The following is a 25445-nucleotide window of genomic DNA, read 5'->3' on the forward strand; positions in this document are numbered from 1 at the left end:
ATCCTGCTCGGCAGCTTCCTCATCCCAGAAGTGGCCATCGTGATGACGAACATATAGGAGGGAAGTCAGGCTCCCGATGCCCAACAGCAGCCCCGCGAAGTACGCGTAGTCGCCCAATTCCCACGCACCGGGGGTGGCTATTTGGGGTTTTAGGCGAATTGTTGGTCTTGCTGTCTATTTCGAGCGCCTCGTGTCCCGCCTTTCGTCGCAAGGTTGTGGCAGGTGAGGATCCACTCCCCTGGGGAGGTGGATGGGAGACGGTGGAGTCCCGCTCTGGCATGTGCACAGTGGGACCCCAGTTAGATCAAGGGAGCAATGTTTGATGATCTACGCCCTGAGAACGACTTACTCGCCGAACTCCACGGATTCCGTGGTCCACGCGCGGGCCTGTTCACTCAAGGTGATACCCAAGCCCGGGCGGTCCGGAACGATCATCCGGCCGTCCTTAGTCTCAAGGCGTTCGTTGAAGAGTGGATCCAGCCAGTCGAAGTGTTCCACCCAAGGCTCGCGAGGGTATGCCGCCGCGAGGTGAAGGTGGATTTCCATGGCGAAGTGCGGTGCCAAGCCAAGGCCGCGCTCGTCAGCCAGAGCGGCGAGCCGAAGGAACTGCGTAATACCGCCTACCCTGGGGGCATCGGGCTGAATGATGTCACAGCTGTTGGCATTAATGAGGCCTTTGTGCTCGGCAACCGACGCTAACATCTCACCTGTGGCAATCGGCGTGTCCAGTACGTGTGCAAGATGCGCGTGTCCCTCGTAGTCGTAGGCGTCCAGTGGCTCTTCAATCCACACCAGATTGAATTGCTCTAGCGCCCGGCCCATGCGGAGGGCTGTTGCACGGTCCCACTGCTGGTTGGCATCCACCATCAGGGGCACGTTGGGGCCGATATGTTCGCGAATGGCCGCAACGCGGCGCAGATCTTCGGAGGATTCAGGCAGACCAACTTTGATCTTGATGCCTCCAATGCCTTCTGCCAGGGATTGCGTGGCACGTTCTTTGACCTCGTCCAGGGAGGCATTGAGGAAGCCGCCGGACGTGTTGTACGTCTGCACGGAATCCCTGTAGGAACCGAGAAATTTCGCTAGGGACAGCCCTGCCCGCTTGGACTTGAGGTCGTAGAGGGCAATGTCAATCGCGGCCAACGCCTGTGTCGCAACACCGGAACGCCCCACTGACGCGCCCGCCCAGAGGAGCTTGGTATACAACTTGGCAATATCGTTGGGATCTTCTCCGATGATGCCCTCGGCAACTTCTATGGCGTGCGCGTACTGTGCGGGTCCACCGGCTCGTTTGGAGTAACTGAACCCGATCCCGGTGTGGCCCTGCTGCGTGGTGATTTCGGCGAAAAGGAATACTACTTCCGTCATCGGTTTCTGCCTGCCGGTGAACACCTTTGCGTCGCTGATGGGCACGCTGAGCGGGAGCCGTGCTGTGGAAAGTTTTACGTGGCGGATCGTGTCTGGATTAGCCATGGGGGTTCTCCTTTGTTGGGGGCAACTGTGCCCGAGAAATTGGTCAATAAGTCAGCGCACTAGTGCTGGCCGTTTGGGGTCGAATTTCCAGTCGTCCACCAGATAGGCCATGGAAATCGCGTCATTTCGATCATTCAAACCGTGTTCTAAATACAGTTGGTGAGCGGCTTCTACGGCTTCGCGGTCCAAGGTGATGCCCAGGCCTGGTAGCTTGGGGACCTTGATGGCGCCGTCGTGAATTTTCAATGGGTCCTTCGTCAGCCCTTGGCCGTCCTGCCAGATCCAGTGGGTATCGAGCGCCGTAATTTCTCCTGGTGCAGCAGCCCCGGTGTGGGTGAACATGGCCAGTGAGATATCGAAGTGGTTGTTGGAGTGCGATCCCCAAGTCAAGCCAAAATCGTTGCACACCTGAGCCACGCGGACTGAGCCATGCATGGTCCAAAAGTGCGGATCAGCCAAGGGAATATCCACGGCATTGCTCCGGATGGCGGCGGCCATCTCGCGCCAATCGGTGGCGATCATATTGGTAGCGGTCTTCAACCCCGTAGCCCGGCGGAACGCCGCCATCACCTCGCGGCCCGAGAACTCACCCTCGGCCCCGCACGGATCCTCAGCGTAGGCGACCACTCCGGCCATGCGCTTACCCAAACGAATCGCTTCATCCAGAAGCCATCCACCATTGGGATCCAAGGTGATTCGCGCATCAGGGAATCGCAGGGCCAAAGCGGTCACAGCATCAACCTCGGCGTCGCCGGACAAAACTCCCCCTTTGAGCTTGAAATCGCTGAAGCCGTAGCGTTCCTGGGCAGCCTCCGCCAATGCAACGATGCCTTCGGGGGTGAGCGCTTCCTGCCGCCGCAAGGACTCCCAGCTGTCGGCTGGATTGTCCTCCACGAGGTACGGGAGATCCGTCTTGGTGCAGTCGCCTACGTAGAAGAGGTAGCCCAGCATGGGTACTGAATCCCGCTGTTGTCCCTCTCCCAAGAGCTCAGCGACGGGGACACCCAGGAACTGGCCGTGCAGATCCAGGAGTGCGGATTCCACGGCGGTGACGGCATGAATGGCGGTGCGTTGATCAAAGGTCTGCATTCCACGGCCGTCGGCATCCCGATCCGCAAATGCGGCGGCGACCGTGCGCAGCAGTGATCGATACCTCGCTACAGGCTGCCCAAGGAGCAGGTCAGAGGCGGCGTCAATGGTGTTGCGGATCTTCTCGCCGCCGGGCACTTCTCCTAGGCCGGTTCTGCCGTCCGAGTCAGTAATCACGGCAATGTTGCGTGTGAAAAATGGGCCGTGCGCGCCGGAGAGGTTCAGTAGCATGCTGTCCCTGCCAGCTACTGGGACCACCTCTATGTGAGCGATGGTTGGTTGGCCGCTCATGCGTCAGCCTCTTCCCCAGCCCGGGCCAGGACACCGTCAATCCGCCGGTTCAGCTGCCACGGGTTGTCGGTCTGCAGGGACGCTGGGAGCAGTTCCGCAGGTAGGTTTTGGTACGCCACTGGCCGCAGGAAACGGTTGATGGCCAGCGTACCCACGGATGTGGTGCGGGCATCTGACGTGGCAGGGAACGGTCCGCCATGGACCATTGCGTGCCCAACTTCCACTCCGGTGGGCCAGCCGTTCACAATGATCCGACCAACTTTTTGTTCCAGCACGGGGATCAATGGCGCCGCGCCTGCGTAGTCCGCCCCAGTGAGTTGCAGGGATGCAGTTAATTGGCCTTCAAGCTTGGTAGTGGCGTCGATCAACTGATCAATGGTGGTGTATCGAATCATCAGGCTTGCTGCACCAAAAATCTCCTCATGCATAACCGGCTCGCTTAAGAAGTCAGCCATCCGAGTGCCAAAGATTATCGGTGCAGGTGAGTTGGCGGAAAGCCCGTCCGAGCCTCTGCCCAAAACATCAACAGCCGCCGTGCCTTCCAAGGTAGTGGCGCCAGAGGTCCAGGCACCGGCGATGCCCGGGGTAAGCATGGTTTGGCCACTGCAAGCAGAAATTGCACGGGCGACGGCGGTCGCAAGCTGATCTCCAGCCTCACCCTCAGGGACGAAGAGCAAACCGGGTGCGGTGCAAAGTTGGCCAGAGCTACCCGTCACGGCGGTGACGTAGGCACTCGCCAAGGCATCGACGTCGACCGTTAAGGCACCGGGGAACACATACACGGGATTCAACGAGCTCATCTCCGCATAGACCGGGATCGGCTCCGATCGTTCGGCAGCTGTGCGCATCAGTGCTGTTCCGCCAGAGCGGGAGCCGGTGAAACCAACGGCCTTGATGCGCGAATCCTTTACCAACTTCTGGCCGATGCTGCTCCCAGGGCCGTAGACCAAGGAAAACACGCCCGGGTGCAGGCTGTTGTCTGCAACGGCTTTGGTAATGGCGTGGCCCACCAATTCACCAGTTCCAGGATGCGCGTTGTGCGCCTTGAACACAACGGGACAGCCGGCCGCAAAGGCGGAGGCCGTGTCGCCTCCAGCCGTGGAGAAAGCGAGCGGGAAGTTGCTGGCACCAAAGACGGCGACTGGCCCCAAAGGGATTTGCTGCTGACGGATGTCTACCCGTGGCACCGGCGTGCGTTCGGCAAGTGCCGGATCTATCCGCACCCCAAGGAAGTCACCTTGCCGAACGACCTGCGCAAAAAGTCGAAGCTGGCCGGTCGTACGCGCACGCTCGCCACGAATGCGTGCCTCGGGCAGTCCGCTTTCCTGACATGCCCGGTCAATGAGGTCGTCACCAATGGCCTCAATGTTGTCCGCGATCGACTCCAGAAACCGGGCACGTAATTCCGGCTCCAATTTGCTGAAGGACGGAAATGCATCTGCGGCAGCTTGAGTTGCTTCAGGTAGCTGTTCCGCAGCGATCAACGTGAACTCGGGTATCAACGGCTCATTTGTTGATGGATCAATGCCAGAGGTGGTGCCCCCTAGCCCGTGCACGGCGTGCCCGGCAATAATCGAATGACCTGTGAGTGTCATGGAAGCTCCTAAGCGATGGTGGAGATGAGCGCTTTGAGGTCTTCAAGATCCTGTGGCGCCAAATCTTGAAGTGGCGGACGTACGCCGCCCGCGGGCCGGCCGATTACTTCCAGTCCAGCCTTGATAATGGAAACGCCGTACCCCTTCACCCTGTCCCGAATATCGAGATAAGGGATCACAAAATCGTTGAGCTTTTTGTTCACGGCCACTCGGTCAAGATTGCGCACATCTTGGTAAAAATCCAATGCAAATTCGGGAACAAAGTTGTACATGGCGCTGGAGTATGTGCTCATACCCAACTGCATAAGCGGCAAGGCAAACGTCTCAGCAGTGGGAAGCCCGCCCAGGTAAAACAGCCTGTCGCCCAACTTCGCGTAGACCCTGGCATCGTGCTCAATGTCGCCCACGCCGTCCTTGAACCCTATGAGGTTGGCATGCTTGTCCGCCAGTGTCTCCACAGTGGTGTCCTTGTAGATGGCGTTGGCCCGGTTGTAGATAATCACGCCCAAGCTGGTTGCCTGGCACACGGCGCTGACGTGAGCTGTGAGCCCTTGCTGATCAGCCTCCGTCAGGTACGGCGGCAACAGCAGGATCCCCTCGGCACCGGCAGCCTCGGCAGCCTTCGCGTTTTCTACAGCCTGAGCTGTTGAGCCGCCAGCTGAGGCAAGAACGGGAACCGTCTTGCCCACTTCCTCAACGGCTGTCCGCACCACTCGTGTGGACTCCGCTGGAGTGAGCGAGAATCCCTCGCCGGTTCCACCAGCGGCAAACAGTCCACCAACAGGAAAACTCGCCTGCCAAGAGAGGTGCTTGCGGTAATTTTCTTCGTCGAACGCCAATTCGTTATTGAAGGAAGTAACAGGGAATGAGAGCAGGCCGTCCTTGAGGATGGTTGCCAGTTCTTGTGGAGCGTACGTTGCCACGGGGGTGTTCCTTACATTTAGTGCCGCTGGTGGAAACCGCATTTTTGGGGGGAATTAGTTTCAGACTAGGCGGAGTGATTGATGCCTGTCCAAGTGCATATTTATATCCAGCGATACCCACAAGGCATCACAAAGTAATTGCTGACGGTTCGCCAGGTGCTAAACGGGAACTGAAGTCGAAGTGGCCGTACCAGGCTTGAATTCCAGGCGCTTGACTCGCCCCATGATCACGTAGCCGACCAAAGCAAGGGCCCCATGTGCGCCTACGAACCATAGCGCGATGTCAAACTTGCCAGTGGCAGCGATAATAAAGCCGATCACAATTGGAGTAACAATTCCGGCAATATTGCCAATGGCGTTCATAATGGCTGCCGAGACACTGTTGGCCTCTTTTGGTGCCATATCTGTGGCAAAGGCCCAACCCAAAGCCGCGAAACCCTTTCCGAAGAACGCCGCGGTCATCAACAGGACGATGAGCGGCGTGCTGTTAGTGAACGGGCACAACATGATCAGCATGGCTAAGACCATTCCAATCACCGAGGGAATCTTGCGGGCTGCAGTGAGAGAGACACCCCTTCGGAGCATCCAGTCCGAAACGAAGCCACCCAGCATGCCGCCGGCGAAGCCCATCAGGGCCGGAATCGCTGCCACGAAGCCTGCTTGCAGAATGTTCAGATGGCGGCTGCTTACCAGATAAATGGGGAACCAGGTAATGAAGAAGTAGGTCAGAGCGTTAATCGCATACTGGGCAACATACAGGCCCCAGAACATGCGGCTGGTAAAAAGTTGGGCAAACTGCGCCCTGGTGACGGGCACGCGCTTGGATTTGAGCGTCTCGGACTCATCCAAATCGACAAGACCACCTCCATCGCGGATGATCGCAATTTCGGCGGCAGTGACACGCTTGTGCTTCGACGGGACGTTCATCCACCCGAACCAGACAACAGCCATGATGATGCCCAGCAGACTCAGAGCGAAGAAGCCAAAACGCCAGCCAAAAGTAAAAGTCATCCAACCCAGCAACGGCGCGAACATGGCCGTAGCCAAATATTGCGCCGAATTGAAAATCGCGGCCGCCCGCCCCCGCTCCTTGGTTGGAAACCACATCGTAGCAATTCGAGCGTTGGCGGGAAATGCCGGCGCCTCCACAACTCCAAGCAGCAACCTGAGGGTGAAGAGAACGGTCACAGAGATCAGGACAGGTGTGGAAATCAACCCGACAAAACCTACCGCCAATGTCACCAGCGACCACAGAGTCAGGCTCCAGCCGTATACCTTCTTGGCCCCAAACTTGTCCAGCAAGTAGCCGCCAGGAAGCTGGCTAACAACATAAGCCCAGCTGAATGCAGAGAAAACAAAGCCCAATTGGACGCTTGTCATTCCCAATGCCTTGGACATGTCATGACCGGCAATGGACATGCTGCTGCGGTCAGCATAGTTGACCACAGTGATGAAGAAGATCAGCCCGAGTACCAAGAAGCGCGTATGAGACTTGGCCTTAGGTCGTCGGGCCGGGTGGCCGGAAAACGGGCGTGCTTCCGTGTTGGCTGGCTGGTCGGGCCGCGACGCTGCGGCTCCGGCTTCTACAATTGAATCAAATTTTGGCTCGGGCATCGACGTTCCTTCTCTAGGGAAATCTCTCCAGACTTGTCAGCGTTCTGCTGGTCCTGGTTTCAGACTTCGTGAGCCAGAACACATACTGGCTGCCTAAACACTAAGTCGCGAAAGTGATGCACGTCCAAGTCGATTAATGTATGGTTCGATGCACTTAAGGTATTGTTTTCTCGCTCGTGTCAGAGCTAAGGTCGTTGTCTTTCTGCCACTGATCACCAGAAGTGCTGAATTCAAAATCCTGCAGCAGCCGCTTCAGTGCGGGGTTAGTGACGTTCTTGATCCAGATTGCGTGCAATTCCACGGGCTGGCCGTAAGACCTAGCCAACGGCAGGAACACAACACCCTCCACGCCAAGCTTTTTGGCCGCTTCGGGGACGAACGCTATCCCGCGCTTCGCTGCTACCAGTGACACCATGGTGAGAATCTGGCTGACCGAGTACACCACATTGCCATGCTGCACAGGCAGCGTTCGCACCACTAAGTCGTAGAAGTAACGCGCCTGCGTGGGAGAATACATAATCAAAGCCTCTGCTCTCAGATCAGCATCTTGCAGAGGCCGGCCCAAGTTCGCCAGCGGGTGGCCGTACGGAACGGCAAGGAGCATGCGCTCCCGGTAGAGCAGCCGTGAATCGAACTCGTCCGTGTTGAATGGCGGTCTCGCCAGGCCAACGTCCAACTGGCCAGATTGCAAACCTTGAATCTGCTCCCCCGTGACTTGTTCAAAGAGCTCAACGGCTAGATCTGGTATTTGCGTTGAAATGGCGTCCAGTAATGGGCCAAGAATGCTGAATCCGCTGGTTGCCGTAAAGCCAACGCGCAAAATCCCGGAGCTGCCAGAAGCAATGCGCCGAGCCGTCACTGGTGCTCGGTTGGCCAATGTCATCAGTCGCCGGGCCTCATCCAAGAACACAAGGCCCGCATGAGTGAGCGAAACCTTGCGATTGTTTCGCTCCAGCAAGGCAGTGCCCACTGTTTTCTCCAATTTTTGGATCTGGCGGCTTAGCGGCGGTTGGGTCATGTTGAGCCGCTCCGCCGCGCGTCCAAAGTGGAGCTCCTCAGCAACGGCAATGAAGGCCGCCAACTGGTCAAAGGTGAACATGATGCACTCCGAGTATTGAAGTTTGATGCCAGGCCTGCCCGTGGTTGGCAGTTTGGGTTGACAGATCTTTCAAGGACCGGTTGAGCGGTCTCGTTAATTGTCCCAAACTCGATGCGGGATAGTTAACCTCCGCATCGTTAGCGGCGGGCTACGTTCCAAGGAGCGAAGGACTATCTCCAGTTCCCAATATCCACTGTTCAATCCTCGGAGTAAACGGGGGGGTAAGCCCCATTTCAGGCAAACAAAAAGCCCCCCAACCCAGCGTTTCCGCAGGTCAGAGGGCTTTCGGGGTGGAGCTAAGGAGATTCGAACTCCTGACCTCCTCTCCGGGGAGGACACTTTTGGGCGGTTTCGGTTGGCTGTTGATTCCTTGAGTTTCCGCGGATTTTGGGGCATTTCCACGCCAACCGCAGGTGCTCATATGTGGTCATTTTCGATCGTTTCCGTGGGGTAACCGTGGGGTGATTCCGGCGCCCCTTCAGCGACTACGGATGCTTGGCTGGCCCAAGAGCTCCCTGGTGCGTGGCGCGGCCGTTTTCGACAGCGGCCGAAACCGTGTGCGTTCGACGGTGGTCATCATTGATCCCTCTGCGAAGCTTTCGGCAACATACGAAAAATATTCTGGACCACATTCTCCGGGCCGGAGATTCGTTCGGTGGACTCAAGCTGCAGGCATTCAATTAACGAGGCTTTCGCTTTTGACTATCTTGATCATCGGCGAAAGTAGCCCCAAAAGGTTCAGGGGCTGGTCATGCGCAGCGTCGTTCTGACCGGCGCAGGCGTCCTCTAGGACGGTGACGTATCGACCTGCGTCTGCGGCGCCCATGGCCGTAGCGAGTATGCAGCAGTCGGTTGCCACGCCAGTGAGCACCATCTCGTCTCCGACGGGAATCCGGTCCGCCAGTGCTGTCCCCATTTGGAGAACGTCGGAAGGTCTATAGGGTTCTGGGCCTCGACCTCTGAAAGCTCGATGTTCCATATGGGATCGGCGGGATCCAAACGCATGCTTTGCCAGCGGTCGTAGTACGAGGACCACGACCCTCTTTCGGCTGGGTCGGGGATAAAGCGTGTGAAGATGGGCTCCAGGCCAGAAGCTGGTGGGAGAAGCTTATGGCCCTTGACAGAGCGTTCTGATGATGTGACTAGCGCTATTCACGTAGAGCTGACACAGACATTCAAGGAAGGACACCGGGCTCCGTCTTGGCAAACGCTGCCTGCCGGTTCAATCCTTCAGGAGCCGAACACCCCCGTTCTGCAATCTAGGGAAATCCGGATACTAGGCAGAGACTCGTGAATTGATGGGTCTCGCGCACGGACTCGACCAGCGGGACTCGCATCAAGTGCAATTCCCGTGGCTTAACCCCGCCGACAATCAAGCCCGCGTCTGATCATCCGTGAAGTTGCATGAGGATCCCCGATCAGACGCGAACCGATTTGGAACCTCGGCTACTCTTCTTCCCATTCCAGGCCTAGGATTCTGAATGCTTCGAGGATGTCCCGGCTATTGACACCAAGGTCATGGGCGGTGATGTTGGTGATCCTGGGGCTGATGGCCGCGTCTCCGGGTTGTTCAAAGACCGCCCATAGCAGTAGGTCATCGCCGTGGCGGGAGGCGAACTGGATGCCGTCGAACTCCCCGGTGTCGTAAATGAAGGCGGCAATGGCCTGGGTCAGCAGTCTGGGCCTGGCATCCTTGAGGGCGGCAGCGTCAAAATCCGCCAGGTTCAGGCTCAGCGCCATGCCAATGAATCGAGGATACAGGGCCGCGACGGTACCGGAGGACGTGACGGCGCAAAAGGTGCCGACCAGGTCTGCCGAGGCCGCCGTGCGTTCATCCAGCCATTCCCGCGGGACCAGGCCCGGCGCAAGGCTGGGGTGAAGGACCTTGTCTTCGTCGTCTACTTCAATGGCGGCCAGTTCGAGACCCAGCCTGGTGTCCTTGCGGAAACCGGCAAGGACTTCCAGAAGGCAGCCCAGCAGGCTTGACCCGGCGTACACGGTGCGAAAGTTTCCGTTGAGGTCGTCCCAGCGGCCGGGGAACCGGCCGTCGGTGGCCCATTCCCAGCCACTCCAGGCCCATGGTTCCGGGCTGAAGCCGACGCGCCAGACCGTGCCGCGGATGTTGGCCGCGGTCAGTTCAGGTGAATTCACGGCCGTTAGCCCGCCGATGTGAAGGCCCGGGCGGCGGCCAAAACTGCGGGTCCGGCGTCATCGATCATTCCCTCACGCAGCAGCCTAGCCGGGGGAATGTCCTCAAGTTGGGGGTTCATGCCCTGGAACCAGGCCTGCACTACGGCCCGGGAATCCCGCTCGGCCAGCAGTGCAGCTACATGGTAGGCGGTGCGCAGCCTGGTCATGACGTCACCGGAAGGCTCACGCTCGCCATCGGCCCATTGCCGTACGGCACGGGTTTCCTTCACAGAGCCGAGGTATGCCACCAATTTGGCGCCCAGCAGATCCCGCAAGTCACGGATCAGCTCGGGTCCTGGAAGCCGGACCGAGTCCTGATGTGCCTTCAAACCGCCGCGGGGTGCTGTTACTGCTGCCATACGTCCATGGTTTCACACGCCGTACGTGTAATCAAGGGGCAAATGACAGTTCAAATCACACTTGATATCACAAGTTACCGTCGATAATAATGATTATGTCAAGTAAAGAAACTATACCTATCTAAAGTCTTTTAATCATGATACATTTATATCATGGTGAGGAAGTTGACGGAAGACCAGGAGTCGCTCGCCCACTATGCGTGGGCGCTGGCCCGGCACCGGGCGGCACTGGCCAAACAGCTGGCCGACGTGGAGGAATATGAACGCCAGGCCGTTGCACTGGCCGCCCGGTACGGGGTGCGCCAGACCCTGCTGGCCGCGGTGACCGGGCGCAGCCCGGGCAGGATCTCCCAGGTCGTAGCGGCCACGAACACCGAACCACTGGGCACCCTTGAAGAGGCCCGCGGCCCGTGGTCCACGGCGCTGGAGCACCCCCAGGACCATCTCACGGCCAGGTCCCGGCCCGCCACCGCGGCCGAACGGGACCAATGGAACGCCACCCGTGAACTCATTCACGGGCCTCCGGACACCCCCGGCCAACCCTTGCACCACCCAACCCCTGCACCGCGCCGCCGGAACCAGGTGTGATTTTTAGTGGTTTTTGGTAGCTGTCCGGGCCTTTTAGGATCGAAGATAAAGGTGAGGAGCGCCACCAATCATGGTGTTTTCGTTGACGTCGGAACGGCCTGTGGCGGCACGGCGCGGCTGGGCATCCGCGAGATTGTCCGCCAGCTCAACAGTGCCCTTGGGGCAACGGCGACCCCGAGGGCGTGTGCCAGCGCGCAGCGGAGGAGATGAAGCTGACCGCGAGCCTCGCCCGGGCCCTGGACATGAAGACCGTTGTCGGGTTCACCGCTTCCTTAATCTGGCAGTACGTGGCCGTGTTCCCGCCCGTCCCGGAATCGGTGATTGACGCCGGCTACCAGGACTTCGCCGACCGCTGGACCCCCATCATGGACGTCTTCGACGATCAACCAACGGCCGAGTCACCAGACTGACTCCCGTGAGCTGCAGGCTGGGCATGGGTTCCTGTATGAGTGGCCCGGCCCCAGCCTGCAGGGCACCGACGGGCACGAGCAAGGTGCGTGCACCCCATGCGATCAAACGGACCTGCTCTCCCCACGGCAACATCCCAGCCTGACACTGTGGGGGCGGCTGCCTGAGCGAAGAGACAACGCTGGCAGTTCACGGCACACCATTTTCCGGCGGATAGGCCCTCCCAATAACGAAGGATTTCGAGAACGGCTTAAATCGAGCATCCGGTGAGGCAGCCGCTGACAGACCGCCGCGGAATGGTGTCTTGCCGCAAAAAATCGGCTGTGGATTCCGGCACTTTATGGTGGTGCTGCGACCGTTCGGTGTCTCGTCGCAGATCCGCGGCGCGAGCTCCTCCGGAAGTGCCATGACCGCTGCCATGCAGCGTTGCAAAAACGCTGGCGCATTTATTGCTGCGGCTCACCCCTACGGGGACTAGCTGATTGAATGTCGGGCCTAGCTGACGGACGCTGAGGATTGGCGCGCTGCTAATCGGAAAGATCCCACTCGCCGGGGATCCGGTATGTGCGCGCGGCAGTTCTGGCGAAGAAGGCTTGACGTTCGTCCTCGGAGAGAACAGAGGTGATTTGATCGTAGGCTTCGATGAGTTGGGCATAGGTTGAATAGAGGCTGTCGACGGGAAAGTTGCTTCCGAACATGCTGCGTTCTGGGCCGAAGATTTCCAGGGTGTCGAGAATGAAGGGGCGCAGCGAGTTGACGGTCCAGTGGTGGTCGTTAGTCCCCAGGGCGGATATTTTGACGACGACATTGGGCTGGGCTGCCATCGTTCGCATGCCTTCACGCCAGGCATGGATTGAGGCGGCATCGCGGCCGATGGGCATGCCGGCATGATCCAGGATGATTGTGGTCTCTGGGTGTGAGGCGGCAAGGGCTGCAGCTTCGGCGAGCTGTGAGGGGAACACCTGGAGGTCAAAGGAAAGTCCGAGCGGTGCCAGGCGGGCAAAGTTCCTGACCCAGCGGGGGTCGGACATGATCGTGTTGCTGCTGGTGTGCGTGTACCGGGGGTTCTCGTGCCAGTTCAGGATGTGTCTTATTCCCCGCACCGAGGGGAAGGAGGCATGGTATTCGAGTTGAGCACTTGCGTCAGGACTGAGGAGATCGACTTTGCTGACCTGCACGGATGGGATCCCGGCCTCAGTCGCGAGCGTGTCGATCCAAGCCGTTTCCGCGCGTGGGTCGGCGGCGCCGTTCTCTATATGTACGGATCCTAAAAGTGTCAGCCCGTTTACGTCGGAGAGATAGTCCTCGAGGAGGTAGCTGTGCCGGATCGGGCTGTCATCGCCGTGGTAGGGGTAGGGTCCGGTCTGTTCGAGCCACGGGTAGGATCTGGAGAGGTCGGCGAGGTGGTGGTGTGCGTCGATAAGTTTGAATGTCATGGGGTTTCTGCCAGGTTTTCCAGCGTGCGTATCACTCCCGAATGGTCGTCTGCGCCTTGGCCCTCATCAATCATGCGCTGGTATAGCGCCGCGACGGCTTCGGACACGGGCAGGTGGAGGCCCAGGTTCTCGGCAGACTCTGCGATGTAGCGCAGGTCCTTTAGCTGGTTGTCAGCGCTTCCCCCGCCGGCGAAATCGTTCTCCAGAAGGCGGGTGCGTTTCTGTTGGAGCACCTCGGAATTCGCGAGCCCACCGCCGAGTAGGTCAAAGACCACGGGAAGATCCAGCCCACCGTGCCGGGCCAGGATGCTCGCTTCGGCCAGCGCGGAGACGGTCGCGGCGACGACTATCTGGTTGCACATTTTGGCAAGCGCGCCGCTGCCGCTTGGCCCAAGATAGCGCACGGTGGTCCCGTACCGGGCGAATATGGGTTCAAGGGTGGCGGCCGCTCGGGCGTCGCCACCTACCATGATGCTCAGCCGTCCCTCTGCCGCGCCAATGGTCCCACCACTGACGGGTGCATCGATGACTCGGATTCCTTCGTCCCTGAGTTGCTCGGCGAAGTCCGCGACGGCTACTGGTGATACGGTGCCGTGGACGATAAGAATGGGCTCGGTGATCCCGCGTGCTGCCCATCCTTCCCTTAGTGCCCCGGTCAGTGCTTGCACTTGTGGCAGGTCCGGCAGAACGGTGACCACCACGGGCCGGGCGGCCTCTGCCACGGTTGGTGCTACGTTTGCTCCCCATGTGAGGAAATCGGCGGCGACTGCCGCGGTACGGTTCCACACCGTGATGGCGCCGTAACTCTCGACGAGCCTTCGTGCGATGGGGTGCCCCATCGGGCCAAGGCCGATTACGGAAATATCGGTGGCGGGGAGGTTCATGCTTCCCACTCCCGCCGTGAAATAATTGCGTGGGGTGCCACCCGTTCGAGGGTTGTCGTTGCTTCAAAGCCCAACCAGTCAGCCGATCTACCCAGGTCCAGTCCGACATCGCGGCCGGCAACCGTGGATGGTACACCTGGCGCGTCCCTTGCGATGGCTTCTGCCGTGTCGACCTCCAGGAATGTTGTTGGGGCCGCGACGAGTATGCCTGGTGCCGGGGGGGTTCTGGCCTCGATTGCATTGATCACTGCACGGGCGGCATCCTCGACGTGGAGATAGCTCCATCCCTCAGCGGCGGCACGTGCGGGCGCGGTGTCCATGACGCTGCGGATGTGTGCCGCGAAGGTCTTGCCCTGCTTTTCCGTGATGTCCCGTACGAGCGGAAACCGGATGCCTGTCATCTGGATGCCGTGGCGGGTTGAGATCATATGGGCCGCATCTTCATTGGCTACCTTGGAAAGTGAGTACCAGTCTGCGATGCGCGTGGTCTCATACTCGTCATAGGGGTAGTGGCTGGGCAGCACGGCTTCCGAGCCCAGGGGCAGTCCGTTGGCGTTGATGCTGGAGGCGTAGACGATCTTGCGTGCTCCGGCGTTCACCGCGGCTTGAAAGACCGTGAACGTTCCATGCGCGTTGATGTCGTAGCCGTGGCTTGGTTCAGCCAGCTCGGGTCCGGCAATGCCGGCGAGGTGCACGACGACTTCACAGCCGTCAGCTGCGTCTGTGACCGCGGCCAGGTCGCGCACGTCCCCGACCCTCACCTTGTCCTCCCCGGCGAGGTCGAAGATGACGGCCTCGTTCCCTTGGTCTTGCAGGAGCCGCACGACTGCGGTCCCGATGAGGCCTGTTCCTCCGGTGACGAGGACTCGTGGCTTTTCACTCATTCGTTGCCGCCTGAGGTTCGTCGGCGGTCGAGGGTTGTTCTGCAGGAGATTTTTCGGCAGGTGGTCCCCCGCGTTTGAACATCGGCCACCCCTTGGTTCCCTGGCCAAGTCCAACCGCGATGATCACGACCAAGCCAATGACAATCTGTTCGTAGAAGCTTGGAACGTTGAGCAGGACGAGCCCGTTGGTGAGCGCGCCGAGGATCAGGGCGCCGACGAGCGTTCCAGCGATGCGGCCCTCGCCGCCCATCAGATTTGCCCCGCCGATGACGGCAGCAGCGATTGCGGTGAGAAGATAGGGGCTGCCGCCTTCGTTCTGCGCGGCATTGATCCGTGCGACGAGCATCAGACCGGCAAGTCCGGCGAGGCCGCCGGCGAGAGCGTACACGGTGATCTTCACACGGGAGATCCTGATTCCGGAAAGCCAAGCTGTCTCCTCGCTGCCGCCTGTGGCAATCACGTTTTCACCAACAACGGTCTTCCGCAGCAACAGCCAGCTAAGGATACCGACCACCACGACGATGATCACCATGATCGGAATGTAGCCGACGTAACCGTTGATCATGACAATGAACGGTTGGGGGATGCCGTAGACGGCCAGACCGTTGGTCACCAAATATGCCAGGCCCTGATAGACGCTCATGGTGCCCAGGGTCGCGATGAACGGTGGCAACCGGAACGCCGTGATGAGGACCCCGTTGACGACTCCACAGGCGATGCCCAGCACGATTCCAACCACGATCGCGACAACGGGGGATGTCTCGCCCGAGACCATGAGGTTGGCCGAGACAATTCCAACCAGGCTCGCCGTGGAACCGACGGAAAGGTCAATACCGCCAGTGATGATAACGAAGGTCAGGCCCAGCCCAATAATTGCGTTGATGCTTGCCGATATCGCGATGTCCCTCAGGTTGCCGATCCCGAAGAAGGTGTGGTTCAGCAGCCCGAACACAATGAAGATGACGACCGCAGCTACATAGATTCCCAAGGCCTGCGGATTGAGCTTCTGCCTCCATGACGCCGAAGTGCGGGTGCCTGTCATGACTTTCCTTCCGTGATTCCCATGGCGCTTGCCACGAGAGATTCTTCGTTGATTTCCACACCCGTGTGGCTGGAGACGACGTTTCCTGATCGCATGACAAGAACTCGATTGCATAGTGAGATGATTTCGGGCAGGTCGGAGGAGACGACGATGACAGCTTTGCCCTGTGCGGCCAGTCGATCAATCAGCTCGTAGATTTCCACTTTTCCCCCGACATCGACGCCCTTGGTCGGCTCGTCGAACAGGTAGACCGCGGCGTTCAGCCATGTCCATTTGGCGATGACGATCTTTTGCTGATTTCCACCAGAGAACTGGCGTGCATTCAAAAGCACGTTGGCAGGTCGCAGCGACATTTCTTCGGTGACCTTTTTTGCAATCTCGATTTGTTTGCGTTTGCTGGAGAACAGCCCGAGAGTGTTGAGCTGTCGTCCTGCAGTCATCGCAATATTGAGATATGCGGGGATTTGCAGGACAAGCCCTTGACGCTTGCGCTCCTCCGGAATGAAAGCGATCCCCGCCTTGCGGCTGTCGCGCGGGTTGCGGATCGTTCTGCGTTTACCCCCGATCGAGACCGTTCCGGTTGAACCATGGTCTGCGCGCACGATCGCGCGCAGGAGTTCGGTGCGTCCTGAACCGACCAGCCCGGCGATCCCGAGCACTTCGCCTGCCTTGACGGAGATGTCAACCGGACCGACTCCCCAAGGGTTCGTGATTGCCGTCGCGGTGAACAGGGTCTCAGCGTTTTCGGTCAACGACGATTCCGGCTGGAAAGCCAGGAGTTCCCGTCCCACCATCTTGCGCACGATTTCCTGTTCGGTGGTTTCCGCGATCGCCGAGCGGAATGCCACTCGTCCGTCGCGGAGCACCACCACGGAATCGGAGACACTCATCACCTCAGGCATCTTGTGTGAAACGTAGATGATGCCCAGTTGCCGCTCCCTTGCGACCTCACGGATACGAGCAAGCACCTGCTCGACATTGTGCTCGAGCATGCTTGTCGTGGGTTCATCGAGGGCGACAATCTTTGAATCGAAGGCAAAGGCCCGGGCAATCGTCAGTGCATGGCGTTGCGCCGGGCTCAGCCTGGATACGGGTGAGCCGGGATCCAACGGAAATCCCATTGCTTCAAGGTCTTCAAGGGCTGAGGCAATCGACTTCTTCGCGTTGCGCCGCACCGAGCGCGGGCGACCCAACAGGAGATTATGTTCAACAGTGAGCTGCGGGACGACAGCAGGCTCCTGCTGGGCAATGATCACGCCCTCGGCCAGAGCCCGGCGCGGGGTGAAATGCCTGCGCCGGACTCCGTCGATCGTTACCGTCCCATGATCGGGGGCGGTCGCTCCGCCCAGTATGCCAAGGAGCGTGCTTTTGCCGGCGCCGTTTTCCCCCGCAAGCGTGCAGATCTCCCCTCGCGCAAGCTCGAAGGTGACATCGTTCAACGCCCGCACACCCGGGAAAGACTTCGCAATGTTCTCGATCGAGAGCAATGTTGAATTCATGGCTTGTGTCCTTGGCTGGATGGAGGAACTTTTATCACGGCATGCCGGTCGGGTACTTGGCGACGTTGCTCGAATCGATAATGAACCCCGGGACGTTGACCCAGGCAGGCACCGTCTTGCCGGCAAGGAGCCACAGCGCAGCATCTACGCCGGCCCCACCCTCGGTAACCGGCCGCTCGCTACAAGTTGCCGTGTATTTGCCCGCCGCGATCTGTTTCTTCGCCTCCGGGATCCCGTCACTGCCAATGAGTACCACCTTGCCCGTCAGCCCGGCGTTGGCGATCGCGGTTTGAACACCCAGCCCCATATCATCGTTCTGCGAGTAGAAGGCCTTGATGTCGGGGTGCGCGGTCAGCATGGTGGCCGCCGCCTGTTGTGCCTGCGTCACGTCCCAGTTCGTGATCGACTGCGACGCAACGAGTTTCAAGTCCGGGTGGGATTTCAATGCGGCTGTGAAGCCTTTACCGCGCTGAACAGCATTGGATGAACCGGGGTCTCCGCCGATCATCGCAACATTGCCCCCGCTGGGCAGTTTCTGTGCAATATAGTCGGCAGCCAGTTTGCCAAGGTCTGAGGCGTCCGGACCGACATAGACGACACCGGGCAGGGTGCCCTTGGCATCGTTGAGCACAACGGCCGGCACTCCCTTGGCGATTTCCGGGCCAAAGACGGAATCCAAGGAATCCGCGGCAATCGGTGAGGCAAGGATGGCACTGCAACCTTGTTTGGCCGCGCTCTGGGCCGCGTCCAGTTGCTCCGTGATGGACGATTCGTCCGTTACGGCGAAAACCTTGGCTTTCACACCGAGCTGTGCCGCACGCGCTTTGAATCCTTGAACCTCATAGGACCAGAATTCGTTGGACAAGGTCCTGGTGACATAGCAGAGAGTGACATCCTTGCCCGCTTTAGGAGGGCCGAGGGAAGTCAGAAGGGTATCAAGGGGCGTCTTGGCATTGGCGGTCACCAGTGAGGCGATGTTTTTCGAGCCAGAGCTGGTCGAAGTTCCCCCAGGCGTCGCTGAACAGGCGCTCAGAGTTCCTCCGGCCAGCACAGCGGCGATGGCTACTGCGGCCATGGGGCGGATATGTTTTTGCATTAGGGTTTCTTTTCATCTTGGGAGGGTTTGTACAGGTAGGACTCTGTACGCCCGATATTGCCGGGCGATGGTTCCTGGCGGATTGTCCACGGGCACCCGGAGAGTGCCGAGAACGAATCTCACTTCAGCGCGAGGAGCGCCTCCGTCTCACGTCGCAGAACAAGAGCTGTCTCCAGAGAGTCGTTGACAACAATGTCGTCCCAACTGAGAATCTCTCCCTTGGAAATGTCCCGCTTCAGCTCGACGTGATGTGCCATTGCGACAGGGAGCGCTCGATCAGCGACGGACTTACGGGCTGAGACGAGTTTGCCCCAAACCGTGTAGCCGCCTTCTCCGTCAAGAAACTCTCCAGCGACGAGGTCGCGCTTGGCAGTGGCCACGACGTCGCCATAAAAGCCGATGGGCGCACCAGTGGGGATACCGCGAAGAACCGCATTGGCAATCGAGATGTTCAATTCCAGCCCAACATAGTGGTAGGGGCGATACAACGCGGCATACTGCTTGGTGGGGTCCGGATGCCAAGGGTATTCATCAAAACAGCCCGAGACGTAGTCATTTGTGGCCTTGACCACGACAAAGACGCCCTCCTGCGTGTTGTGCGGGATCCAGGACCCGTCGCGCTTGACGCTGGACATCACCTCAACGCTCCCCTCCACGGCAAGCACGCCACCCGTCGCTGAAGGGCTGCAGATCGTCGCTATCTCTTCGACGTCTCCCGGAGTGAAGGTAAGCCCCCCATCCGACGGGGTGAGCCCAGCGGCGTTCGCGACGGCAGCCATCTCGATCGCGGCCTTGGTCCCATCACGGAAGGAGGTATGCATGTACGGGTTGAGCTGGCCGGAGTCTGTCAGCTCCTTCGAGAACTCCCAGTTCTCCCACACATTGTCGGGTGTCATATCGTGATAATGCTCGAGGAACTTCGCACCCTTGCCCGCACACACCACGTCGAACCCCGAGGTGCGCGCCCAGTCCACCAGTTCCATAATCAGGGCAGGCTGGTCGCCGTAGGCCAGGGAATAGACCACCCCGGCATCTGCCGCCCGCTTCGCCAGTGCCGGACCTGCCAGGGCGTCGGCTTCGACCGTCACCATGATGATGTGCTTTCCGGTCTCGATGGCCCGCAAAGCATGGTCAATACCTACGATCGGGTTACCGGTGGCCTCGACGATCACGTCAAGAGGGGCCTCAAAGAGAGCCGCCGAGTCTCCCACGATGGCCGTCGTGCGATCCCGCAGGGCATCGGCCATGGTCTGCGCCCGTTCACCAGCCGGCCAACCGACGAGGTCAAACGCGCCGCGCGCACGCTCAACGTTGATGTCGGCGATGGCGACGACATGAACGCCAGGAATATTCCTTGCCTGGGCGAGGTACATGGTCCCAAAACGACCCGCGCCAATCACCCCGACCCGAATGGGCGATCCATCGCGTTCGCGATCCTTCAAAAGTTGATGCAGATTCACTTTAACCTCATTGCCGTTTCATTGAATTGGCGAAACCCCAGCCCCCGTCGCAGGCCCCAGCCTGCGAACCGGTCAACGACGCCCCGCGGTCAACACCAACTTGTATGGTATCGATTCCACATTTGTACCACCGTGCTGTATAGTTGTCAACGACACATCTTTCAACCGCCAATGGAACCCCCCACTACACCGACAGGAAACGGACCCCATGAAGAAAGCACCCACCATTCGTGACGTTGCCGCCGAGGCAGGGGTTTCCGTCGCCGTCGTGTCTCGCGTGCTCAATGAAGGCTCCGGTCCCGTCGCCAAGTTGACCAAGGCGAAAGTCGTCGAAGCCATCGATCGGCTCGGCTACCAGCCACGCGCCGCGGCACGTGAGCTGCAACATGGCGGAACCGCAACGATCGGCCTGATGCTGACAGATCTGGCCAACCCGTTCTTCGCCCGGCTGGCCGACCGTGTGGTGTGGGAAGCGCGGGCGCGGGGCGTCCAGGTCATCCTGCTCACGACACAGGAGGACCCGCACCTGGAAGCAGAGTCCATAGAGACCCTCATCGGCCGCTCCGTTGCCTCGGTGATCGCCACCCCCACGGGTGGAAACGTCGAGAAGTGGAAACGATTGGCCACCCGCGGCGTCAACGTCGTTTTCGTCGACCGTGAAATCGACGCATTGCCTGACGTTGACGTCGTGACGATCAGCAACACCACCTCCGCCGAGGTGGCCACCCAGCATCTCATCGATCTCGGCCATCATCGGATCGCGTTTATCTCCGGCCCCCTCAACACCTCGACCGGCCGTGACCGCGTTACAGGGTTCCGGAACGCCATGAACAAGGCAGGCCTTGAGGTCGAAAACGATCTCATCCACCTGATTCCGTTTCGGGGCGAAGCCGGAAGTGACACAGTCAGCACGCTTCTTGGTCTCCCCGTGCCCCCGACGGCCTTGATCGTGGGCAATACCGCCCAAGTACGTCCGGCACTGAGGCGCATCAAACAATCCGGGATCTTCGTTCCAGAAGACCTCAGTGTGGTTGTCTTTGATGACAATCCCTGGACGGAGCTCGTCTCACCGCCCCTGACGGCCATCCGCCAACCCATTGACATGCTGGCGCACCATTCCGTGGAGATCGCCATTGGCCGCTCCAAGCGCCAACTACCGGAAGCCCGTCGCCGCATTCAGGTGGACGCTGACTTCGTCCGCCGCTCAAGCAGCGCACAATGCAGCGCCAGCGTCACCACAATCTAATTGAATCCCCAACCCACAGCCCCACGGAAAGAACATCCATGACCGTCATCGTCACCGCAGTGTTCCACCCGCTCGACGGCCACACCGCCGAGCTGATCAAAGCGCTCCAGAACACCATCCCTGCCGTCCATGAAGAGGCAGGCTGCCGCCTCTACGCCATCCACGAAGCGAACAACGGCACCATCACCATGATCGAGAAATGGGACTCTCCCGAACAACTTGGCGCGCATGCCAAAGGGTCCGCCGTCGCAGCGCTCGATGAAGCGGTCGCGAACCACATCGCATCCCCAACCACGGTCACAACCATGACGCCGATACCTGCCGGCACGCCAGAGCTGGGTACCCTATGAGTCCCCTCCCCCGCACGATTGTGGTCATGGGCGTCTGTGGTTCAGGAAAATCGGTGATCGGCCAAGCACTCGCGGAAAGCCTGGGCAGACCGTTCATCGATGCCGATGACCTCCACCCAGCAACAAACAAAGCCAAAATGGCCGCCGGGATCCCCCTTCAAGATGAAGACCGCTGGCCCTGGCTGGACGATGTTGCGCTGGCATCCAACGCAGCCGGAGACGCCGTCGTGGCGTGCTCAGCATTGCAGCTGAATTATCGCGACCGTCTCCGGGACCAACTTCCAGGAGCCGCATTCATACAGCTTGACGTCGCCCGGGAGGAACTCGAGTACCGGCTCAACGCCCGAAGCCACGAATTCATGCCCGCCTCCCTACTCGAAACGCAGCTGAGCACCCTTGAAGATCTGACGTCGACAGAGCATGGCATTCGCGTTCCGGCCAACCTCCAGCCCCAGCAACTCGTGCACCATATCGCCGAAGCACTCGCCCAGGACGGTTGCGTCCCAGGGAAGGGAACTCCCGGCCTCTGACCGCCCGGGTGCGGCCACGACCAGAAAACGGCAAAATACTACTGTCATTTTCTCTAATGGAGGCGACTGCCCGGAATATCAAAAGCCGTCTGCCTGGCTGAAGCGCGGTCTGTTGGGGAAGATTCCCGATGCCCGGAGGATGTCACCGCGCGGGGCAGTGCGGCCGGCCTCCCAATTCTCGGAAACGAAGGATTTCAAGAATGCATCGAATCGAGAATCCCGGTGCCGGCCGCTCTTCAAGGCGATGCGTCGCCTGGCCGCAAAAAATCGGCTTCACGGCGAAAAAGTGGCGACCGGCCCCCGGTTCTCACAAATAGTTCTCGAAACGGTACAGTCGAACCAAGGCCCCGAATCGAGTTTTGAGAAGAGAACACCCCACCAGCCCACCGCATCGGCTAACGCCAGAGTCTCCACCCGGGACCCTAAACTAGACCTGCAGCTCGACGCCTGAAGAAGACCGGATGCAACAAGGCCTACGAAGACATGATCAGCGGCAGCAAGTCCAGTGCCCCGTCTTGCACTGTTCCCGGTATGCGTCCGCTTCTTTTGCCGCTGGTAGACCTGCGTCCTTCGGGCAGGGTGGCAAGCGGCTGATCAGTGTCCGGGACTGACGGATTTTAGATATTCCTGCACGTCCGTTTCGCGTACTCGGTAGGAACGGCCGAACCGGATACCGTTCAGCGCACCGGACCGTACCAGGCGGTAGACTGTCATCTTTGAAACGCGCATCTGAGCGGCTATCTCCGCAACGGTCAGAAGGTTCGTCGTGATCGGTCGATTTTGTGCCATTGCAACATTTGCTGTCAACAGCAACTTTAAACTGACCGGTGGCGGCATGTTGGTTTGCCCGGTGGCGGCAAGGCGTTGACCGCTGGCGGCAGGTATTTTTGGACAGGGTCAGGCGCCCGGGGTGTGCCGGGTTGGTGGGCGCCTGACCGCGATGCGGGTTAGTTCATGGGGTGGGTTCCTTTCCCGTTTTGGGCTTGCATGAGCCGGACTGACTCGCCGCTGGTTTGGCACAGGTGTGCGTGGTGGAGGAGCCGGTCCACGGTGGCGGTGGCTATGGATTTGGGCATGAGCTCGTCGAAACCGGAGGGGTGGATGTTGGAGCTGATGGCCAGGGAGCGTTTCTCGTAGGAGGCCTCCACAACCCGGTAGAAGCCCTCGGCGGCGTCGGCGGAGACGGGCAAAAGGCCGATGTCGTCGATGCAGATCAAATCCACGCTGGTGGCGCGGGTGATGGCCTTGTTGACGCTGTCGTCGATGCGGTGGCGGCGCACGAGCGCGCCGAGGTCCTCCATGCTCAGCCAGGACACGGACATGCCCTCGTTGATGGCCTGCTGGCCCAGGGCCTCCAGCAGCAGGGTTTTGCCGGTGCCGGAGGGCCCGCACGCGATGAGGTTCTCCCGACGCCGCACCCATTCCAGGGTCCGCAGGAACGAGGTGGTCGCCGCCGGCAGGGTCGAGAGCGCCTCGTCCCAGATGTCGAAGGTTTTCCCGGTGGGGAATCCGGCGCGTTTGCGCCGGGTGGCGAGCATGGACCGGTTCCGGCCTGTTGCTTCGGCTTCGAGGAGCACGCGGACGACTTCGGTGGGATCCCAGCGCTGGGCCTTGGCGGTGGCGAGGACGTCGGCGACGACGGCGCGGGCGTGCGGCATGCGGGTGGTGCGCATCAGTGCGATGACATGTTCCACCCCTTGGTCGGCCCGCGGGGCGGGGGTGAGGGTGGTGGCGGTCATTCGGTGGCTCCTTCAAGGTCGGTGTCATCGCTGGTGCCCGGCTCCGCGGTGGTGCCAAAGCCGGACCAGGCGCTGGTGCCCTGGCTCAGCCACCGGCCCGGTTCGGTGACGGTGTGGGTCGCGCCGATGGTGCTGGGGGGTTCGCCGGTGGCGGTGTTGGTGATGATGGAGACCAGGTCCTCGTGGGTGAAGCGCTGGTGCACGGCGGCGGCCCCCAGGCCCTGGTCGACGACATCGTTGCCCATCACCTTGGCCAGGGTGGCGGCGCGTTCCATTTTGTGGCGGATCTTGTTGGTCCCGGCCGCGGCGGCCTCCTTGAGCCAGAGCGCCGCACCCGCGCCGAGGGCCAGGAACTCTGCCTCTGCCCTGTTCGTGGGCCGGATGACCCTTTCCAGGGCCCCGGCCGGGGCTGGCGGGAAGTGGTCGTCGTTGATCGCCGGGGTGCCGGGGCGGGTGCGGGCGTGCCGGGCGACCTCGACCGGGCCGGCGGGCCCGACGTGGACGATGACGACCTCGTCCTCGGTGCCGCGGACCCAGACCCGGTCGCCCATGAGGGTGTGCGGGACGGAGTAGCGGGAGTGTTCGTAGGTGACCATGGGCGTGTTCGGCGGGACCTGGCGGGCATGGCCGAAACTGGCCGTCACCGGCACCGCCGGGACGGGGTGCAGGCGGGGCTGTTCATGGAGGCGGAGCATGTCCTTGGGAATTTCCAGGGTCGCCCGGTGCACCGAGGAATTCACGTCCTCCATGAACGCCTCACACGCCGCTTCCAGCTCGGCGAAGGAAGCGTACTCGGGCAGCAGGTTGGTGTCCTTCGGGACGAGGTCGGCCTTGGCGATCTTGACCGCGTTTTCCACCCCGCCCTTCGAGGCAGGGTCCGCCGGCATGCAGGTCTGGATGGACGTGGAGTAGTGGCGGGCGAACGCGACGATTTGCGGGTTGCGGACCGGGATCCCGGCGATGTGCTCGATGGTGACGGTCTTTTCGTTGTCGGTGAGCACGTGGGTCGTGACGCCCCCGATGAGCCGGAACGTCCGATCCAGGGCGGCGAACACGCTGGGCATGGTCTTATCGCGCAAGGCGATGACGATCCGGAAGCGTGAGAACGCCAGCCAGGCCACGAACAAGACGGTCTTGACACCGTCCACGACGGGGCCGTCCCCGTAATCATATTCGACCCATAGGCCCGGCTCCGGGGACCAGGGACGGTGCACGCGCACGTTCTGCGCCCGGTATTTCGCCTTCAACTCCGCCACGGTGGTCCGGGTCGTGCGCTCACAGCCGGTGAACCCCAGGGCGAGGAGCTTTTCGTGGACCACGTCGGCGCGGATCTTCCCGCGGGACTGGTCGACCCAGGAAATCATCTGTCCCAGGTACGGGTCGGTGAGCCGCCCGCGCTGGCGGGCCACCGGCGCCGCGGCGCCCCCGTCGCGGGCCTTCACATACGACCGGACCGTGTTGTGCGAGACGCCGCAGATCTTCGCGGCGTCTCGGTACGACCGGGTTAAATCATAAGCAGCTAAAATTTCCATGAACTCTCCTGGAGACTTCACAACGAGCCCCTTCCTTCCCGCAATGCAGGTGAATGATCAACGATTGGCATCGCCATCTTCACCCGGAAGGAAGGGGCTCTCCCCGTAACGACACGAG

Annotated in this window: 23 protein-coding genes and 1 pseudogene; 5 read left to right on the forward strand and 19 right to left on the reverse strand. The window is 60.4% G+C overall.

Annotated features, from left to right (window positions below):
- Positions 1 to 345: 345 nt before the first annotated feature.
- The 9 genes from DMB86_RS17775 to DMB86_RS17815 form a co-directional block, all read right to left on the reverse strand.
- Positions 346 to 1473, reverse strand: a complete 1128-nt coding sequence (locus DMB86_RS17775) for an L-talarate/galactarate dehydratase (protein WP_113718950.1) — start codon at positions 1471 to 1473, stop codon at positions 346 to 348.
- Between the two features lie 51 nt (positions 1474 to 1524).
- The gene (locus DMB86_RS17780; protein ID WP_113718951.1) at positions 1525 to 2853 is read right to left on the reverse strand and encodes an enolase C-terminal domain-like protein; all 1329 of its coding nucleotides are present in this window, start codon (positions 2851 to 2853) and stop codon (positions 1525 to 1527) included.
- Positions 2850 to 4448 (reverse strand): aldehyde dehydrogenase (NADP(+)), encoded by a 1599-nt coding sequence (locus DMB86_RS17785; protein ID WP_113718952.1) that lies wholly within the window; start codon positions 4446 to 4448, stop codon positions 2850 to 2852. Before DMB86_RS17785 ends, DMB86_RS17780 begins: the two co-directional genes overlap by 4 nt.
- Before the next feature lie 8 nt (positions 4449 to 4456).
- Complete coding sequence (gene kdgD, locus DMB86_RS17790; RefSeq protein WP_113718953.1) at positions 4457 to 5371, reverse strand: 5-dehydro-4-deoxyglucarate dehydratase; 915 nt, start codon at positions 5369 to 5371, stop codon at positions 4457 to 4459.
- Positions 5372 to 5530: 159 nt separating this feature from the next.
- Positions 5531 to 6985, reverse strand: coding sequence for an MFS transporter (locus DMB86_RS17795; RefSeq protein ID WP_113718954.1), 1455 nt, complete (start codon positions 6983 to 6985; stop codon positions 5531 to 5533).
- Positions 6986 to 7139: 154 nt separating this feature from the next.
- Positions 7140 to 8084 carry a LysR family transcriptional regulator gene (locus tag DMB86_RS17800; RefSeq protein WP_113718955.1) on the reverse strand — a complete coding sequence of 315 codons (945 nt, stop codon included), beginning with the start codon at positions 8082 to 8084 and terminating at the stop codon, positions 7140 to 7142.
- A gap of 676 nt (positions 8085 to 8760) precedes the next feature.
- A complete protein-coding gene (locus DMB86_RS21555; RefSeq protein ID WP_113718956.1) occupies positions 8761 to 9063 on the reverse strand; it encodes a cysteine hydrolase family protein in 303 nt (100 codons plus the stop codon).
- 467 nt (positions 9064 to 9530) lie between these two features.
- On the reverse strand, positions 9531 to 10235 hold the full coding sequence (locus DMB86_RS17810; protein ID WP_171814546.1) for an RES domain-containing protein: 705 nt from the start codon (positions 10233 to 10235) through the stop codon (positions 9531 to 9533).
- Between the two features lie 5 nt (positions 10236 to 10240).
- The gene (locus tag DMB86_RS17815; protein WP_113718958.1) at positions 10241 to 10633 is read right to left on the reverse strand and encodes a hypothetical protein; all 393 of its coding nucleotides are present in this window, start codon (positions 10631 to 10633) and stop codon (positions 10241 to 10243) included.
- Between the two features lie 153 nt (positions 10634 to 10786).
- Here DMB86_RS17815 and DMB86_RS17820 point away from each other — a divergent pair, with 153 nt between their 5' ends.
- Both DMB86_RS17820 and DMB86_RS17825 read left to right on the forward strand, forming a co-directional pair.
- A complete protein-coding gene (locus DMB86_RS17820) occupies positions 10787 to 11221 on the forward strand; it encodes a hypothetical protein (RefSeq protein WP_113718959.1) in 435 nt (144 codons plus the stop codon).
- Between the two features lie 158 nt (positions 11222 to 11379).
- A pseudogene (locus DMB86_RS17825) lies at positions 11380 to 11604 on the forward strand (sugar phosphate isomerase/epimerase); the annotation flags it as partial.
- Between the two features lie 552 nt (positions 11605 to 12156).
- Here the strand turns inward: DMB86_RS17825 and DMB86_RS17830 are convergent.
- From DMB86_RS17830 to DMB86_RS17860, 7 genes are all read right to left on the reverse strand, one after another.
- Positions 12157 to 13065, reverse strand: coding sequence for an amidohydrolase family protein (locus DMB86_RS17830; RefSeq protein ID WP_113718960.1), 909 nt, complete (start codon positions 13063 to 13065; stop codon positions 12157 to 12159).
- Positions 13062 to 13949, reverse strand: a complete 888-nt coding sequence (locus DMB86_RS17835; protein WP_113718961.1) for an NAD(P)-dependent oxidoreductase — start codon at positions 13947 to 13949, stop codon at positions 13062 to 13064. The genes DMB86_RS17830 and DMB86_RS17835 overlap by 4 nt, the downstream gene beginning before the upstream one ends.
- Positions 13946 to 14833 (reverse strand): NAD-dependent epimerase/dehydratase family protein, encoded by an 888-nt coding sequence (locus tag DMB86_RS17840; protein WP_113718962.1) that lies wholly within the window; start codon positions 14831 to 14833, stop codon positions 13946 to 13948. Before DMB86_RS17840 ends, DMB86_RS17835 begins: the two co-directional genes overlap by 4 nt.
- Positions 14826 to 15875: an ABC transporter permease gene (locus DMB86_RS17845; RefSeq protein WP_171814547.1), complete on the reverse strand. Its 1050-nt coding sequence runs from the start codon at positions 15873 to 15875 to the stop codon at positions 14826 to 14828. The genes DMB86_RS17840 and DMB86_RS17845 overlap by 8 nt, the downstream gene beginning before the upstream one ends.
- A complete protein-coding gene (locus DMB86_RS17850; protein ID WP_171814548.1) occupies positions 15872 to 17374 on the reverse strand; it encodes a sugar ABC transporter ATP-binding protein in 1503 nt (500 codons plus the stop codon). The genes DMB86_RS17845 and DMB86_RS17850 overlap by 4 nt, the downstream gene beginning before the upstream one ends.
- Before the next feature lie 34 nt (positions 17375 to 17408).
- Positions 17409 to 18470, reverse strand: coding sequence for a substrate-binding domain-containing protein (locus DMB86_RS17855; RefSeq protein WP_113718965.1), 1062 nt, complete (start codon positions 18468 to 18470; stop codon positions 17409 to 17411).
- A gap of 119 nt (positions 18471 to 18589) precedes the next feature.
- The gene (locus tag DMB86_RS17860; RefSeq protein ID WP_113718966.1) at positions 18590 to 19930 is read right to left on the reverse strand and encodes an NAD(P)H-dependent oxidoreductase; all 1341 of its coding nucleotides are present in this window, start codon (positions 19928 to 19930) and stop codon (positions 18590 to 18592) included.
- Positions 19931 to 20138: 208 nt separating this feature from the next.
- On the opposite strand from DMB86_RS17860, the gene DMB86_RS17865 reads away from it, so the two are divergent.
- From DMB86_RS17865 to DMB86_RS17875, 3 genes are read left to right on the forward strand one after another with little or no spacing between them, the layout of a single operon-like run.
- Positions 20139 to 21176: a LacI family DNA-binding transcriptional regulator gene (locus DMB86_RS17865; RefSeq protein ID WP_113718967.1), complete on the forward strand. Its 1038-nt coding sequence runs from the start codon at positions 20139 to 20141 to the stop codon at positions 21174 to 21176.
- A 38-nt stretch (positions 21177 to 21214) separates the two neighbouring features.
- A complete protein-coding gene (locus DMB86_RS17870; RefSeq protein WP_113718968.1) occupies positions 21215 to 21526 on the forward strand; it encodes a putative quinol monooxygenase in 312 nt (103 codons plus the stop codon).
- Positions 21527 to 21579: 53 nt separating this feature from the next.
- Entirely contained in the window at positions 21580 to 22056 is a 477-nt protein-coding gene (locus DMB86_RS17875; RefSeq protein ID WP_236783344.1) for a gluconokinase, read from the forward strand.
- Positions 22057 to 22650: 594 nt separating this feature from the next.
- Here the strand turns inward: DMB86_RS17875 and DMB86_RS17880 are convergent.
- The 3 genes from DMB86_RS17880 to istA all read right to left on the reverse strand — a co-directional run bounded on the left by DMB86_RS17880 (position 22651) and on the right by istA (position 25348).
- Positions 22651 to 22845 carry a helix-turn-helix domain-containing protein gene (locus DMB86_RS17880; protein ID WP_113718969.1) on the reverse strand — a complete coding sequence of 65 codons (195 nt, stop codon included), beginning with the start codon at positions 22843 to 22845 and terminating at the stop codon, positions 22651 to 22653.
- Positions 22846 to 23003: 158 nt separating this feature from the next.
- Positions 23004 to 23795, reverse strand: a complete 792-nt coding sequence (locus DMB86_RS17885; RefSeq protein ID WP_113718970.1) for an ATP-binding protein — start codon at positions 23793 to 23795, stop codon at positions 23004 to 23006.
- A complete protein-coding gene (gene istA / locus DMB86_RS17890; RefSeq protein ID WP_113718971.1) occupies positions 23792 to 25348 on the reverse strand; it encodes an IS21 family transposase in 1557 nt (518 codons plus the stop codon). The genes DMB86_RS17885 and istA overlap by 4 nt, the downstream gene beginning before the upstream one ends.
- Positions 25349 to 25445 lie beyond the last annotated feature (97 nt).

Source organism: Arthrobacter dokdonellae, from assembly GCF_003268655.1.
In the GTDB taxonomy this organism is placed as follows: domain Bacteria; phylum Actinomycetota; class Actinomycetes; order Actinomycetales; family Micrococcaceae; genus Specibacter; species Specibacter dokdonellae.